Here is a 15,001-nt window from a genome sequence, read left to right as displayed (position 1 = left end):
GGATGTTACTTTACGCATCTATTTGGCGCATTGCGAATAACAATAACGCTGAGTTGGTAACAACCGGGGCGGGGCTGCGTTCGCTTGCACAGCCCCCAATCTTAAAAATGCATGTCGACTCAGCCTGGCGCCTGGCGAGGCGGGCAAAAAAGCACATGTTTGCCGACTCGTCCTTCTTGCAGAACGACAATTAGAAAAGCAAGGCTACTCCCTGAAGGAAAGCCGCGATAGTTGCCGCTCCTGCCGCACAGGAATTGCGATGAGACCGTCATCGACGTCAGCACACTGAGCGAAGCCCGCATCGTACAAGTCACCGGACAAGCCCTTCACCTGCTGTGCGAAGGACACCTCGTACAGGCGGATATCCACCTCTGATTCTTGTTCCCGGCACAAGGCCAGCAAGGCGGTCAATCGGCCCTGTGAAACGCTGTCCGATAGCGCAGGCCATGGTAGCCCGCCGCGACAGCCTTCACACTGTCGCAGGCCTGCTGTAAAGCGGTGAGCACACGCGGCACATGCTCCTGAAACCGCTTTCCTGCACGAGTCAGCCGTGTGCTGCGCGTCGTGCGAACAAACAACTTGACGCCCAGGTCTTCTTCCAATTCCTTTATCGCATGCGACAGCGGTGACTGCTCGATGTGTAGCCGTTCAGCGGCACGCGCGAAATGAAGCTCCTCGCCGACCGCGATGAAACATCGAAGGTGACGTAGCTCCATTGGCGAAGTCGGGGTCGGGATCTGTCAGTGCTTCACGAACCGATAGGCAAAGCGATCGGTCTCTCCCTTGATCAAGGAGTCGAACACCTTGATCGAGTGAGGATCGTCCTTGTTCGCGAGCAAGGTGCTTTGCGCATCAAGCACGAAGCCGGCTGCCTCCACCTCCTCGCGGACAGACGCAGGGTCGATCCGATGCAACGATTGGGCGTCGCTCGTGCCTGCCCCGGCGGCGGCGGCATGGTCGACGATGACGTAGGACCCGCCGGGCTTTAGCCGCTCGTAGACGGCTCGGTTGAAGTCGGCCGCCGTCGCGCCCTTGGTCTGGATCAGTGCGGTGTGGAGATCATGGTAGAACAGATGCATCCAAAGAACATCCGCTTGTTGCATGACCTCCGGAATCGCCACGAGGTCCGCCGAAACGGCTTCCACGTTCTCTCGGCCCGGTTCCCTCGCAAGCGTTCGCATGCGGCCGACCGGATCGTTATTGAAGTGGGCGACTTCGGCCGGCACGAAGCTGTAGACCCGTCCTTCGGGTCCCACGACATCCGAGAAGAGACGGGTCCAGTCGCCGTCACCTGGGTAAACGTCGATGATGGTGGAGCCCGCATCGACTCGTGCGAACCGGATTAACTCGGATAACTTGGATTGGTCGTACATCGGGATCTCCTTTGCGGTTGGGGGTCGTAAAAGTGCGCGGCGTGCGAGGGGAAATCCACGGCTGCTGCACCGTCTATCCCGACCCGAGGGCCACAAATGGCCAGCGCTACGCCAGCCCGGACGCGTCCATCTCCGAGGCCCGAGCCAGCGCCTGCGTGTCGATGTACTCCCGGATGCTCGTTAGCCGGCCGTCCCGGACCGTGATGGCGAAGATCCAGTTGTCCTCGAACGTCTTGTTCGTTGCTTTGATCTTGCCCCTGGCGAAGCCGACGACCAGGACCCTGTCTCCTTGCGCTATGAACTCCCGGGGTTCCGTGGACGTTTCTATCGACTTGGATGCGGTCTCAAGCAAGTCCGCCAGCCCCGCGTGCCCGTGGCGTGTTCCGGCCAATGGCCAGTCCTCGCCCGGGATGATCCACTCGATGTCTTCGGCGACCAGCGCCCGCAGACGTTCACTGTCGCCACGGCCGACCGCGGCGAAGAAATCCTTCACCGTCTGGACATTTGCTTCGATGCTCATCGTGCTCTCCGTTTCCATTACATGATCCGTCAGTTGAACTTGACCAAGTCCTTGAAGATCAGCTGACCCCAATCGAATGAAGCGCTGTAAGGGAGCGCGTCAGAGTTGCGCCAAGCCGCCGTCGACGGCGACCTCGCTGGCGGTCATGAAGCTGCTGTCCGACGACGCGAGAAAGGCAGCTGCCGCCGCGATCTCGGACGGATCGGCCATGCGCTGGAGCGGAGTCATCGCGGCGTAGACTTTCTGACCCTCTTCGCCCAGCGCTGCCTTCGCGAGTTCGGTCGCCGTCGCCCCGGGGGACAACACGTTGACCCGGATGCCGGTGCCCTTCAGGTCCTCCGCCCAGGTCCGCGCGAGGTTGCGCACTGCCGCCTTGCTTGCGCTGTAGGCGCTCATGGTCGGGGCGCCTGTGGTGCCGGCGCTCGATCCGGTCAGGATGATCGAACCACCCTTGCCCATCAGCGGCAGCGCTTTCTGGACCGTGAAGATCGTGCCCTTCACATTGGTGTCGAAGGTTTCGTCAATGTGCGCAGCGGTGATCTCGCCGAGCTTAGCCTGGCTTCCCGCCCCGGCATTGGCGAAGACGATGTCGAGCGTTCCGCGCTCGGCCTTCACCGCCGCGTAGAGCTTTTCGAGGTCGCCCTCATCGGAGACCGAGCCCTTTACCGCGCGGGCATTGGGCCCGAGTTCTGCGATGGCGGCGTCGAGCGCCTCCTGCCGGCGGCCGTAGATGAAGACGAACGCACCTTCCTCGATGAAGCGCTTGGCCGCAGCGAGGCCGATGCCGGTGGCGCCACCGGTGATCACGGCGGTCTTTCCATTCAGTCTATTCATGTCATTTATCCTTCGTTGGAGTTGTAAGGAAGCAGGGAATTGCTTCCTTGACGATGAATATATGGACTTGATAACCTAAGAACAAGTATGCACATTTAGGTAAGTATAAAAAGAATGACGACATCTACTGAAATCTGCGACACAGGCTGCGGGCTCAACGCAACGCTGCGCATCATCTCGGGCAAGTGGAAACCGCTGGTCCTGTTCTTCCTGCGCGACGGCCCGAAGCGCTACGGCGAGCTCAAGCGCTTGATCCCGGGCGTCAGCGATAAGGTGCTGATCCAGCAATTGAAGGATCTTGAGGCCGATCGCGTGCTGGCGCGGACCGACTACAAGGAAGTGCCGCCGCGTGTCGACTACACGCTGACCCCGCTCGGTCGCAGCCTGGCCGAAGCGATCGTCCCGCTGTGCACCTGGGGAACCGACCACGCGGCGGAAATGGCGAGCATCTTCGCCAAGCAAGACACCTTGCCCTAGCATGCGCACGGCGACCGCCGCCCCCGTTTGCAGTTGCATACGTCGTTTCGACCATCGCAGCTTCCAAGCCAAACGACTCTTGACCGGAAGATAGGGTGAACCGAACCGGTCGTCTGTGCGTCAACGAACGCGTTACGTCGCATGAATTTGTCGGTGCGCGAACAAGCCAAAGCAGAGTTGCTCGGATGCTTCCGGCGGGAATTTCTAGTGCTGCCGACAACCTGCCCGAGTGACGGAAATTGCCCTTTCATCCAATATTGATGTTCATGGCGATGTTCCAGGAGCCGGCACCGTTCTTGGCGAGGCCGATCATCATCAGGCCGAGCGCCTCAAGCGTCTGGGCCATGTTCAGGCCGCCGACATCCAACGGACGCAGTCCGAGGCTTTCAAGGAAGGTCGAGACGCGCGCCTTCGCCTGCGCATCGTCTGCTGCGATAAAGGCGTCGATGCGTCCGCCCTTGGCGAGCACGTGACCGAAGATGGTGTTGAACGCCTTCACGACGTGAGCGCCTTCGGGAAGGCGCTTGGCGGTCTCCTGCGCACCGGAACTGCCAGCAGGGGTGACAAGTCCCGTCATGTCGGCGTTGACGGGATTGGCGAGATCGATGATCACCTTGCCGTCGAGGGCGTCGCCAAAGTCGGCCACCACCGTGGCCACACTGCCGTAAGGCACCGCGAGGATGACGATGTCGCCCGCCGGTGCTGCGCCATAAGTCCCCGTGGTCGCTCCCGCCTCGAGCTTGGCGGCTAGTGCCTGCGCCTTCGCAGCGTTGCGGTTAATCACCTCGACGGCGTGTCCTGCCTTGGCGACACGGCCGGCTACCGCCGTGGCCATGGTTCCAGAGCCAATGATGCTGATAGTAGTCATGTGCAGTTTCCTTGTGAGTTTGGGTATTGCTCGTAGTATTTACGAGGCGTCCCCTGCTTGATATTGCTTGTGCGCCGATCCGCGCGCGTCATTCGTCATGCCAATGGCAGATCGACACCTGTCCGAATACTTCACGGCATCGCGATTTCGCGTTCGGCCGGGGCGGTTGCGGCCCGGCGTTCTGTCTCAGCCGAACTTAGCTGGCGGGGAAGTAATGGCCGTTGTCCAGATCGGCGATCAGGCCGGGCTGAGTGGGTTCCCAGCCGAGGGTGTGGCGGGTGATGGCGCTCGACGCGGCGACGTCCAGCTTGACCAGATTCGCGAGGAACCCGAAAAAGCCCGGCAGCATCAGCTCATCCGCGGGAATCGGCACGGCCGGCAGGTTCAAGCGGCTGCCGATGGCTTCGGCGATCTCGCGGAACGGAACAGCCTCGTCGGCAACCGCATGCCAATTCCTGCCGGCGGGGCTCTTCTCCAGCGCCAGACGGAACACCGCGGCGAGGTCGCGGGCGTGCACGGCCGACCACTTGTTCTTGCCGTCGCCGGGATAGCCGACGACGCCCTTCTCCTTCGCAAGCCCGATCAGTATCGGGAGGAAGCCTGCGTTGTCGGTCGTGCTGTGCATGATGGTAGGAATTCGCACGACCGAGGACCGCACGCCTTGCTTGGCGAGACCGAGCACAGTCGTTTCGACGATGTTACGAACTCGCAAGGTGCCCTTGAACTTCTCGCCGCCAGAGAGGGTGGGATCCTCCTCGGTGGCTGGACGGCCAAGATGTTCCCAACCCGGCGAGCCGATGCTCCCCGACGTGACCAGCGGCTTTCCGGTCCCCTTCAGAGCCTCACCGTATGCGAGCATGATCTTTTGCTCCGCGGCAGCCACCGCGTCGAGGCCTCCGGTGGGAAGCAGGTCTTGCCGGTGTGCGACGTGGATGACGCCGTCGGCGTTTGCGGCCGCCGCTTTTAGCCCGTCGAGATCATCGAGGTCGCCGCGACGCACCTTGGCGCCAAGCGCGGACACTGCCTCTGCGGACTTGTCCGACCGGGCAAGCGCAGTGACCTCGTGACCGGCTGCGATGAGGTCGGAAATGATATATGGACCGGAATGGCCGGTCCCGCCGGCAACGAATACGTGCATGATGTTGTTCCTTGTGGGTGATGGGATGCGAGAAGGGATGGCGCGTGTCCTCAGCCGAGGAGGTTGACGCCGATCGAGAAGTTGGTTTGTTTGACGCAGTGGGCGAGGAGCCCCAGCGACAGCAGGCAGGCGTGCTCCAGCGGCAGCGCCATGGACAGCTGTCCGGTATCCATCGGACGCAATCCGAGGCTCTCGATGAAAGCCGAGACGCGCGCCTTCGCCTGCGCATCGTCCCCGGCGATGAACACGTCCAAAGGACTGCCATCGACTGGACCCGCCGCCAGGACGTGGGAAAACAGGGTGTTGAACGCTTTGACGACAACGGCGTCCGAAGGCGCGGCATTCATGATCTCCCGCGCGCCGAAACTGTCCTCAGGGGTCACAAAGCTCTTGAGGTCGGAGCCAACGGGGTTGGTGATATCGATGAGGAGTTTGCCTGCCAGCGCTTCGCCGTACTGCTTCACCATGTCGAGAACGGCGGCGTAGGGGACCGCCAGAATGACGATGTCACCAGCCGGGGCAACGCCAAACGTCCCCGTAGTCGCGCCAGCTCCAAGCTGCTCGGCCAACGCCTGCGCCTTCGCGGCGTCACGGCTCATCACCTCGACGGTGTGACCGGCCTTGGCGGCAAGGCCGCCGATCGCCGCAGCCATGCCGCCCGACCCAATAATGCTGATAAAGCTCATGTTCGTGTTCCTTGTGGGTGTCTCATGACTCCCTCTTTCTCGTTGCCGGGCAGCGGCTCGGTTCCGCTTCGTCTCATGCCTAACGCCTTGTGGAGCACTGATCCGATTATATGGATCACTGAACCGATTGTCAAATGGTCTGCATGAACCGAGGCAACGCGGCGCGTTGTCCGTATGTCGCTAGGCCGACGAAGTCGGTGATCGGCATCGTCGCGATGCGAGGCCCCCGCCGACATGGACCCGAAGCAACCCGGCACCATCAGTTTGTCAGCGGGGATGCTCACCACGGGCAGGCCCATGCGAGCGGCAACGGCTTCGGCAAGATCGCGGATGTGCACGGCAGGCCAACGATTTCCCCCCTCACTGGGATAACCGACGGAGCCCTTCTCCTTCGAAAGCCCGATCATCTGCAGGCGTTCGCTCGAACTGTGTACGATGAGGGGAATGCGCACCACCGAGGAGCGCACGCCCCGCTCAGTGAGTCCGACCACGGTGTTCTCTATGACGTTGCGAGACACCAGAGTGCCTTCGTCCATGGGACCGCTGGGAAGGTCGGGATCATCCTCGGTCGCCGGCCGGCCCAGGCTGACCGGTGCGCCGATGCGGCCCGCGCGGCCGACATTCGTAGGCGTGCCGATGCTACCCGCCACGACCAGCGGCTTTCCAGTGCCCGCCAGCGCCTCACCGAACGCGAGGACGATCGACAGCTCCGAATCGCGCAGCGCGACGATCCCGCCGGACCCAAGCAGTTCAGTCCTGTAACCGAGATGGATGACGCCGTCCGATTCCACAGCCGCCGCCCTGAGCGCTTCGAGGTCGGCAAGGTCTGCGAGACGAACCTTGGCGCCGAGCGCGAACACCGCGTCCGCGGACTTGTCCGACCGGGCCAGACCGGTCACCTCGTGGCCAGCTGCGATCAAGTCAGGGATGACGTACGAACCAACGTGACCGGTCGCGCCAGTAACGAAAACATGCATGCTAACGCTCCTTGATGAGGTGACCGGCTGCGGCGGCAAGGCCGCCGACTGCAGCAGCCGCGCCGCCTGATCCGATGATGCTGATAGTGCTCATGTGCAGTCTCTTCGTGAGTTGGGTGATGCTCGTACTCTCCAAACCGTATGGCCTGCTGTACCATATGGATCAGTGATCCCAATATATGGATCAATGGTCTATTTGTTAAGAGACAACCCATGCGAGCCGACGCAAAAAAAAACTACAGCCACATCCTCACGGTCGCGCGTGAGGTCATGACCGAGCATGGTGTCGATGCGTCGATGCGTGATATCGCCCGCCGGGCCGATGTCGGGTTGGCCACGCTGCTTCGTCATTTCCCGACGCGGGAAGCCTTGTTTGAAGCGTTGGCGTGCACGAAGCTGGACGCGCTGACGCAGAAGGCAGACGAGCTCGAAACGTCGGCTCGGCCTGACGAAGCACTCCTGTCTTGGTTTCGCGAATGGATAGCATTCGCCCAAGGCCAGAGGGGCGTTGTCGCAATGATGGCGGCCGCACACACGAACCCGGATTCCGCCCTTTATGCTTCATGCGCTGCGGTGCACTCCGCGAGCGCGCGGCTATTGGCCCGCGCTCAGGGCGAAGGCCGGGCGCGCGCCGATATGAATGGGGACGATCTATTTGGCCTGATGTCGGCGCTTGGGTGGCTCGTCGACTTACCTTCATTCGCCCCACGGGCTGATCATCTCGCTCATATTGTCGCGAGCGCCATTCTGGCAAGCCCGTCAAGCAACGATGTCGAGAGGGCCGCCTAGGTTCCTGTCATTGCGGTGCCGTCGCATTTGAAGCCGCGATTGATTTGGTAAGTTCTACGCAGTGTCTATCGCCGCGTTGGACGATAACGGGCAGGATGCCGACCAAATCGCCAAGTCGATAAAATATGTCAACGATGGCTGTCACAATGACTATGAGCACGAGCCGGCCGACACGCGCCTCCTGTGAAGGTCCGTTCCGCCGGAAAGCTGCAATTCGCGAAATCGATTTGGATCTTTAGAAGCGGCCGACGGTGCCCTGCGCCCGTATGGTCAGTTCCGATGATCCCGATGTCTCCGACCGCATCAGCCAGCCAAGCTGGCTGGCTTCCAAAGGGTCAGCGGCGGACCCGATCTCGATCGCCCCCTTGATGACGAACGTGACCGTCTCGATACCGCAGTGCGGGTGAAAGGCGAATGCCCCTTCGGACGTCCAATCCTCGGCCATCAGGACAAACGGGTCGGCGAACGCAGCGTCCGGGGCGTCGATCAAACGGCGCGCGCGATGCCCGGCGGCTTGTCCGGACACGAACTCGGGGTCGTCGATGCGGGCCACTTCTCGCACAAAGACCGAATTGGGAGTGTTCATCCTGGATCCTCCTGAACGGGCGACCTATCGCCGACGCACACTGCCCGCGGCTCAGACTTAACTCTGGCGGACGATCCGGCGGACGAAGTGCAATTCCACAGCGGATAGAGGGCCGCCGAGCTGTTGCATCGCACCGCCGTCCGAGAGAGAGCCAAGGTCGAGCGCGACCAAGCCAGTCGAATTGATGCGTTCGACCACGACCGCCTTGGCATCGCGGTCGTCTCCTGACACGAACAATAGGGCCTTCGGTTTCTCTGGCGAGAAATCCTGTATCCAAGCCATCGGCATATTGCTGATCGACTTCACCAGCGTGGCCCCGGGCGCCATTGCGGCGACTGTCTCGCTCGACGTGCGGCCCTCCAACGCGGCAACCGATCTCGCCACGCCGCCAGCGCTGATGTCCGGTTTCTCGCCCATGTGGGCGTTCGTCCCGTCGACCAGTATGCGGCCGCTCCAGTCGATTCCCTTGAGCGCCTCCGGCGCATCCGCCCAATTCGTAGCAAGGACCACCACATCGCATTCCGCAGCTTCCTGCCTGGATCCTGCGCTGGCGGCCGGCCCCAGATCGGCGACGAGCCCCGCCAACGCCTCCGGCCCTCGCGAATTGGATAGGACGACTTCGTGGCCCGCACCGATCAAATGACGACCGATGGTCGCAGCCATGCGACCAGCGCCGATGAACCCGATTTTCATGAGAATCTCCTTTGGAGATCGAGCTCTAAGCTGCGGTAGCCAGGCTGACCGCTTCGCCGAACTGCTCGACGGCGGTTTCACCCGCGTCGCGGGTGCGCACGGTCGGCCATGACGATGCCCAGATCCGTCAACCCGATGAAGCCCAACACCTGACGGAGATAGCCGCTCGCCTGGTTATAGGCTTCAAAGGGCGAGCCGGGTCTAAAGTCGCCACCGCTGGCCAGGATGATGGTGGTCTTCTTGCCGGTCAGTTGCGGTTGGCGTACCCGCCCTGACTGTCTTTGAATTTTGGGTAGTGTGGTGTACGTACCGGTTGGCTCAGTCGAGCGCACCGAACAAGGTGAGATACGGTGTATCCCTGGGCGTACCCCTCAGACACCACAGAACAAAAGGGTCCACAGCCGTAAAGCTGTAGACCCTTGATTTAATTGGTCGGGGCGGCGGGATTCGAACTCGCGACCCTCTGCTCCCAAAGCAGATGCGCTACCAGGCTGCGCTACGCCCCGATGTACTCATAAAGCCGCCGGATTGTACACGCCTGGAGCCTGCGCCTATTGGGCCGCGACCGTCTTCTGCAATTGCTCGCCCAATCCGTCGATGCCCAGCCGCACCGTCTGGCCCGGTTTCAGGTAAACCGGATTGGGCTTGACGCCCATGCCCACGCCCGGCGGCGTGCCGGTGGAAATAATGTCGCCCGGCTGCAGGCTCATGCACTGCGACAGGTAGGACACCAGCTTGGCGACGGTGAACACCATGGTGCGGGTGCTACCGTTCTGATAACGGTGGCCGTCGACTTCGAGCCACAGGCCCAGGTTCTGCGGATCGGGCACTTCGTCGGCGGTGACCAGCCAGGGGCCGATGGGGCCGAAGGTGTCGAAGCCCTTGCCCTTGTCCCAGGTGCCGCCGCGCTCGATCTGCCATTCGCGCTCGGACACGTCGTTGATGACGCAATAGCCGGCGACGTGGTCCAGCGCCTGGGCTTCGGTGATGTATTTGGCAGGCTTGCCGATCACCACGCCCAGTTCGACTTCCCAGTCGGTTTTTTGCGAGCCGCGCGGAATCTCGATGTCGTCGTTGGGGCCGCTGATGGCGCTGTTCCACTTGTTGAACACCACCGGCTCGGCAGGCACGGGCAGGTTCGACTCGGCAGCGTGATCGGCGTAGTTCAGGCCGATGCAGATGAATTTACCGATACTGCCCACGCAGGGGCCGATGCGGGGATCGCCCTGAACCCAAGGCAGCGAGGCCGCGTCAAGCGCGCGCAGGCGCGCCAGACTTGCGCCGTCCAGCACGGCGCCGTCGATGTCGGCCACCACGCCGGACAGGTCCCGGATACGGCCCTGGGCATCGATCAGGCCGGGCTTTTCTTGGCCTTTGGGCCCGTAGCGCATCAGTTTCATCTTTACTCTTCCTTCTTGCAGACTATGAGGTGCAGGCGAACGCGCGGTTCGCCCGGCTCGGGATCAATTGGCCCAGCCGCCGTCGATGACGTGCGCCTGGCCGGTGGTGAACGAGGACTCGTCGCTGGCCAGGTACAAGGCCAGCGCGGCGATCTCCTGCGGCTCGCCCAGCCGGCCCATGGGCTGACGGGCGATGAACGCGGCGCGCGCGGCCGCGACGCTGGTGCCGTGCGCCGCGGCCTGCTCGACGATGCGCTGCTCCAGCGAAGGCGAGTTGACCGTGCCCGGGCAGATGGCGTTGCAACGCACCTTCTGCGCGACGAAATCGGCCGCGACCGACTTGGTCAGACCTATTACGGCGGCCTTGGAGGCACTGTACACGAACCGATTGGGCACGCCCTTGATGCTCGATGCCGCCGAAGACATATTGATGATGGAGCCGCCGCCCCTGACCAGCATGCCCGGCAGGAAGGCGCGGATGGTGCGGTACATGGCCTTGACGTTCAGGTCGAAGGCGAAGTCCCAGTCTTCGTCGCTGGCTTGCAGGATGGAGCCGGCATGCACGAAACCGGCGCAGTTGAACAGCACGTCGACCGGGCCCAGTTCCGCGGCCAGCGCCTTGATGGCGGCATCGTCGCGCACGTCCAGCGTGCGCGCCTGGACCGGCAAGCCGGCGAGCGCGTCGATGCGCACATCCGTGGCGATGACGCGGGCACCCTCGCTGGCGAAACGCTCGGCGCAGGCTCGGCCTATGCCTTGCCCGGCTGCGGTGATCACGGCCGTCTTGCCGGCCAATCGTTGCGACATGATGCTTTTTTCCTGTGTTGCGTTGAAACGAAGACGGGGACGCGCCTCAGTGATGCACGATGACCGGGGTGCTCGTGGCCAGGTCTTCCTGCGGCGCGCGGAAGCCGCCGAATCTGCGCGCCCACATGGCGGTGAGGATGGGCACCAGGATCGCGGTGACCAGGCAGGACGTGGCGACCAGTGCCGTGGCGGCGGGCACCAGGGGTTTGAACTTGGGAATCATCTCGCCGATGATCGCCGGGTTGGCGACCGCCGCGCCGGCCGTGGACGATGCCGCAAGGCCTGCCGCGCCGTTGCCGCCGCCGATCCACTTGTCGGCCAGGATGAGCGGGATGCCGGTGACGACGATCACCGCCAAACCCAGGAACACGCCGGGCAGGCCGCTCTTGAACACCACGGCCAGATCGATGCCGCAACCGAGCGCGAAGCCGAAGAACGGGATCAGCGCGACCACGCAGCTGCCGAACAGCTCGCGCAGCTGCTTGTCCAGGTTGCCGAGCACGAACCCGATGAAGAAAGGCAGCACCGCGCCGATGAACAGGCGGCCGTCGAAGCTGGCCACGCCCGTGGCGCCCAGAATGAGCATGCTGATGAGCGGCCCGGACTCGATCGAGGTGAGCACGAAGGCGCCGGCTTCTTCCTTGGTGCCGTATTGCTGCATCACGGCGGCGTAGAGGCCGCCGTTGGTCATGTCCATGGCCGCGGTAATGGCCAGGATGGACAGGCCGGCGAACAGGCCCGTCTTGATGCCTTCGTCCGGAATGAAATAGGTGCAGACCAGCGTGACCAGCCAGGCGACCAGCGCCTTGGTGACCACGATGGTGCCCGACTTGCGCAGCACCGTGCCCGTGGCACGCAGGTCGATGGTGGCGCCCATGCAAAAGAACCAGACCGACAGGATGGGAACGGTGCCTGTGATCAGCCCGTTGGTGAAAGAGCCAAAATACACGCCCGCCTTGGGCGCGAACGTATGCACCACGGCGCCCAGCAGCAACGGGACCAGCATCAACCCTCCGGGTATGCGGTCCACGGCCTTTTTGATGTTCATGAATCTGTCTCCTCAAGGGACTGCAAAGGTCCCGGTGTGTAGGTGGCGCACGTCTTGGCCGCGTGCTTGCGTCGGGAAATTTATCACAATTACGGAACATCGTTCCAATAAAATACGCAAGTCGACAACTCACTTTTCTGGTGCTGCATTGCAAGATTATTCCACCCATGGCGAATCTGAGACTTAAGCAAATATAAATTCGGACTATCGTTCCGAAAAATAGCGATACATGATCTAATCGCCGCGAAGCGCGGCCCAACGCCTGCGCGCATCGCCCCCCGCAAGGAGAGACGCATGGACGTGCGACAGAATATTCATCCCGATCACGCCAAAACGCTGGACACCGCGGGCATGCGCAGACAGTTCCTGGTCGAGCAGGTCTTTGAACGCGACGACTTGCGCTTTACCTACAGCCACATCGACCGCATCCTGGTCGGCGGCGCCTGGCCGGACACGCGCCCCGTGGAAATTCCGCAGGCGCTGGGCAAGGAAATCGGCGTCGGGTATTTGCTCGAACGCCGCGAACTGGGTGCGATCAATATCGGCGGCCCGGGCTGGGTCGAGGTGGACGGCACCCGCCACGCCGTCGGCACCGAGCAAGCCCTCTATATCGGCCAGGGCGCCCGCTCGGTAACTTTTGGCAGCGCAGACCCGGCGCGGGCCGCCAAGTTCTACCTGAACTGCGCGCCGGCGCACACCGCCTATCCGACCCGCGTCGTCACGCTGGAGCAGGCCGTCTCCGATACCCTGGGCGGCGCGGCCCACAGCAACCGCCGCACGATCCACAAGTTCATCGTCCCCGATGTCCTGCCTACCTGCCAGCTTTCCATGGGCATGACTCGGCTCGAACCCGGCAACCTGTGGAACACCATGCCCTGCCATACGCACGAGCGCCGCATGGAGGTGTATTTCTACTTCAACCTGCCTGCCGATGCCGCCGTCTTCCACATGCTGGGCGAGCCGACCCAGACGCGCCACATCCTGGTCCACAACGAACAGGCGGTGATCACGCCCAGTTGGTCGATCCACTCGGGCGTCGGCACTCACGCCTACACCTTCATCTGGGGCATGGTCGGCGAAAACCAAACCTACGACGACATGGACCCCATCGCAGTCACGGATCTGCGCTGACGCGGCGCCAAGGACACGCCATGAACGCAAGCCTATTCGATCTGAGCGGCAAGGTCGCGGTAGTCACCGGTTGCAACACCGGCCTGGGGGCGGCCATCGCCCAGGCGCTGGCGCGGGCCGGCTGCGACATCGCCGGCGTCAACCGCAGCGCGCCGGACCAGACCGCCGCGGCCGTGCAGGCCGCCGGCCGGCGCTACCTCGACCTGCGCGCCGACCTCTCGAGCATCGCCCCCATTTCCGGCATCGTGCGCGACACCGTGCAGGCCTACGGACGCATCGACGTGCTGGTCAACAACGCAGGCATCATCCGCCGCAACGACGCCCTGGACTTCACCGAGGAGGACTGGGACGCGGTGCTGGACGTGAACCTCAAGAGCGTTTTTTTTCTCTCACAGGCCGTGGCGCGGCAGTTCATCGCGCAGGACGGCCCGGGCAAGATCATCAACATCGCCTCGATGCTGTCGTTCCAGGGAGGCATCCGCGTGCCGTCCTACACCGCCGCAAAAAGCGGCGTGCTCGGCCTGACGCGCCTGCTGGCCAATGAATGGGCCGCGCGCGGCATCAACGTCAACGCCATTGCACCGGGGTACATCGCGACGAACAATACCGCCGCGCTGCGCGGCGACGCGCACCGCAACCGCGACATTCTCGATCGCATACCCGCGGGCCGGTGGGGCCAGCCGGACGATCTGGCCGGACCGGCGGTATTCCTCGCCTCGGCCGCGTCCGACTATATGTACGGCCATACGCTGGCCGTGGACGGCGGCTGGCTGGCACGCTGAGCCTGCCCCTACAATGCGTCCCATGCGCACGCCTTCAAAAAATACCGACCAGCCCCTTGCGGGCACCGATTCTGTCGCATCGGTCGGCAAGACTTTCGCCATTCTGGATGCAATAGGCCAATGCGGCCCGGTCGGCATCAGCGACCTGGCGCAACGACTGGACATGTCCAAGACAACGGTGCACCGGCTGCTGCAGACTTTGCGGGGACTGGGCTACGTGGAGCAGGAAAGCGACACCGAACGCTACCGCCTGACCATCAGACTGTTCCAGCTCGGCGCCCAGGCGCTGGAAAACGTAGACCTGGTGCGCGAGGCGGACAAGGAGATGCGGCAGATCGCGCAGCAGACCCGCGAAACCGTGCACTTGGGCGCCCTGGACGACGACAGCATCATCTACATCCACAAGATCGACGCCGACTATGGCCTGCGCATGCAGTCGCGCATAGGCCGGCGCAACCCGCTCTACAGCACCGCGATCGGCAAGGTGCTGCTGGCCTGGCGCAGCCCCGAGCAAGCGCGCGAAATTCTCTCTCACGTCGAATTCAAGAAGCTGACCGCGAGAACGCTGACCAGCTTGGAGGCGGTACTGAGCATCCTGCCCAGCGTGCGCAGACAGGGCTACGGAGAAGACGACGAGGAACAGGAGGAAGGCCTGCGCTGTCTGGCCGTGCCCATTTTCGACCGTCTTGGCTTTGTGGCCGCGGGACTGTCGATCTCGTTTCCATCCATACGCTGCGGCGCGGACACCAAGACACACTATATCGAGATGCTCAAGCGCGCCGGCGCCGCCGTCTCCGCCCGACTGGGCTATCGAGCCGAGTAGCGCCGACGCGCATACAATAGGCGCACTTCTACAAGAACGGCACGGTCGCCGCTCAGACGGCTCTCTTCC

Annotated in this window: 18 protein-coding genes, 1 tRNA gene and 1 pseudogene; 5 read left to right on the top strand and 15 right to left on the bottom strand. The window is 62.9% G+C overall.

The genetic code is table 11. The annotated features are described in order from the left end of the window. Positions 1-246: 246 nt before the first annotated feature. The 4 genes and pseudogenes from H143_RS21390 to H143_RS0111375 form a co-directional block, all read right to left on the bottom strand. Positions 247-716: pseudogene (locus H143_RS21390) on the bottom strand (LysR family transcriptional regulator); the annotation flags it as partial. A 24-nt stretch (positions 717-740) separates the two neighbouring features. Further along, a complete protein-coding gene (locus tag H143_RS0111385) occupies positions 741-1,373 on the bottom strand; it encodes a class I SAM-dependent methyltransferase (RefSeq protein ID WP_019938374.1) in 633 nt (210 codons plus the stop codon). Between the two features lie 106 nt (positions 1,374-1,479). Then, on the bottom strand, positions 1,480-1,893 hold the full coding sequence (locus H143_RS0111380; RefSeq protein WP_026349953.1) for a nuclear transport factor 2 family protein: 414 nt from the start codon (positions 1,891-1,893) through the stop codon (positions 1,480-1,482). Positions 1,894-1,992: 99 nt separating this feature from the next. Continuing rightward, complete coding sequence (locus H143_RS0111375; protein ID WP_019938372.1) at positions 1,993-2,727, bottom strand: SDR family NAD(P)-dependent oxidoreductase; 735 nt, start codon at positions 2,725-2,727, stop codon at positions 1,993-1,995. Between the two features lie 114 nt (positions 2,728-2,841). Between H143_RS0111375 and H143_RS0111370 the strand changes: the two genes are divergently transcribed. Next, a complete protein-coding gene (locus H143_RS0111370) occupies positions 2,842-3,204 on the top strand; it encodes a helix-turn-helix domain-containing protein (protein ID WP_019938371.1) in 363 nt (120 codons plus the stop codon). A gap of 247 nt (positions 3,205-3,451) precedes the next feature. Here H143_RS0111370 and H143_RS0111365 read toward each other — a convergent pair whose 3' ends face one another. The 4 genes from H143_RS0111365 to H143_RS20480 all read right to left on the bottom strand — a co-directional run bounded on the left by H143_RS0111365 (position 3,452) and on the right by H143_RS20480 (position 6,873). Beyond that, entirely contained in the window at positions 3,452-4,078 is a 627-nt protein-coding gene (locus H143_RS0111365) for an NADPH-dependent F420 reductase (protein ID WP_255345347.1), read from the bottom strand. 190 nt (positions 4,079-4,268) lie between these two features. After that, the gene (locus tag H143_RS0111360) at positions 4,269-5,210 is read right to left on the bottom strand and encodes an SDR family oxidoreductase (protein WP_019938369.1); all 942 of its coding nucleotides are present in this window, start codon (positions 5,208-5,210) and stop codon (positions 4,269-4,271) included. Positions 5,211-5,260: 50 nt separating this feature from the next. Continuing rightward, on the bottom strand, positions 5,261-5,896 hold the full coding sequence (locus H143_RS0111355; protein ID WP_019938368.1) for an NADPH-dependent F420 reductase: 636 nt from the start codon (positions 5,894-5,896) through the stop codon (positions 5,261-5,263). Then, positions 5,893-6,873 (bottom strand): NAD-dependent epimerase/dehydratase family protein, encoded by a 981-nt coding sequence (locus H143_RS20480; protein ID WP_019938367.1) that lies wholly within the window; start codon positions 6,871-6,873, stop codon positions 5,893-5,895. Before H143_RS20480 ends, H143_RS0111355 begins: the two co-directional genes overlap by 4 nt. 213 nt (positions 6,874-7,086) lie before the next feature. Between H143_RS20480 and H143_RS0111340 the strand changes: the two genes are divergently transcribed. Continuing rightward, positions 7,087-7,662: a TetR/AcrR family transcriptional regulator gene (locus tag H143_RS0111340; protein ID WP_019938365.1), complete on the top strand. Its 576-nt coding sequence runs from the start codon at positions 7,087-7,089 to the stop codon at positions 7,660-7,662. Positions 7,663-7,897: 235 nt separating this feature from the next. On the opposite strand, the gene H143_RS0111330 is transcribed toward H143_RS0111340, so the two are convergent. The 7 genes from H143_RS0111330 to kdgT all read right to left on the bottom strand — a co-directional run bounded on the left by H143_RS0111330 (position 7,898) and on the right by kdgT (position 12,196). After that, entirely contained in the window at positions 7,898-8,248 is a 351-nt protein-coding gene (locus tag H143_RS0111330) for a hypothetical protein (protein ID WP_019938363.1), read from the bottom strand. Positions 8,249-8,305: 57 nt separating this feature from the next. Further along, the gene (locus H143_RS0111325; protein WP_019938362.1) at positions 8,306-8,941 is read right to left on the bottom strand and encodes an NADPH-dependent F420 reductase; all 636 of its coding nucleotides are present in this window, start codon (positions 8,939-8,941) and stop codon (positions 8,306-8,308) included. A gap of 77 nt (positions 8,942-9,018) precedes the next feature. After that, positions 9,019-9,273, bottom strand: coding sequence for an NAD(P)H-dependent oxidoreductase (locus H143_RS23265; protein ID WP_196801298.1), 255 nt, complete (start codon positions 9,271-9,273; stop codon positions 9,019-9,021). A 97-nt stretch (positions 9,274-9,370) separates the two neighbouring features. Further along, positions 9,371-9,447: transfer RNA gene (locus H143_RS0111320), tRNA-Pro, on the bottom strand. Positions 9,448-9,492: 45 nt separating this feature from the next. Beyond that, positions 9,493-10,341, bottom strand: coding sequence for an ureidoglycolate lyase (locus H143_RS0111315; protein ID WP_019938361.1), 849 nt, complete (start codon positions 10,339-10,341; stop codon positions 9,493-9,495). 63 nt (positions 10,342-10,404) lie between these two features. Next, complete coding sequence (locus H143_RS0111310; RefSeq protein ID WP_019938360.1) at positions 10,405-11,148, bottom strand: SDR family oxidoreductase; 744 nt, start codon at positions 11,146-11,148, stop codon at positions 10,405-10,407. Between the two features lie 46 nt (positions 11,149-11,194). Then, the gene (gene kdgT, locus H143_RS0111305; RefSeq protein ID WP_019938359.1) at positions 11,195-12,196 is read right to left on the bottom strand and encodes a 2-keto-3-deoxygluconate transporter; all 1,002 of its coding nucleotides are present in this window, start codon (positions 12,194-12,196) and stop codon (positions 11,195-11,197) included. Between the two features lie 294 nt (positions 12,197-12,490). Between kdgT and kduI the strand changes: the two genes are divergently transcribed. From kduI to kdgR, 3 genes are read left to right on the top strand one after another with little or no spacing between them, the layout of a single operon-like run. Continuing rightward, positions 12,491-13,327 carry a 5-dehydro-4-deoxy-D-glucuronate isomerase gene (gene kduI, locus H143_RS0111300; RefSeq protein ID WP_019938358.1) on the top strand — a complete coding sequence of 279 codons (837 nt, stop codon included), beginning with the start codon at positions 12,491-12,493 and terminating at the stop codon, positions 13,325-13,327. Positions 13,328-13,347: 20 nt separating this feature from the next. Then, on the top strand, positions 13,348-14,109 hold the full coding sequence (kduD, locus tag H143_RS0111295) for a 2-dehydro-3-deoxy-D-gluconate 5-dehydrogenase KduD (protein WP_019938357.1): 762 nt from the start codon (positions 13,348-13,350) through the stop codon (positions 14,107-14,109). 22 nt (positions 14,110-14,131) lie between these two features. Further along, positions 14,132-14,932, top strand: a complete 801-nt coding sequence (kdgR, locus tag H143_RS0111290; protein ID WP_019938356.1) for a DNA-binding transcriptional regulator KdgR — start codon at positions 14,132-14,134, stop codon at positions 14,930-14,932. The last annotated feature ends 69 nt before the right edge of the window (positions 14,933-15,001 follow it).

This window comes from Bordetella sp. FB-8, assembly GCF_000382185.1.
Lineage (GTDB): Bacteria > Pseudomonadota > Gammaproteobacteria > Burkholderiales > Burkholderiaceae_B > Bordetella.
Note: the sequence above shows the minus strand (reverse complement) of the source record. Positions and strands in the feature narration are given on the sequence as shown.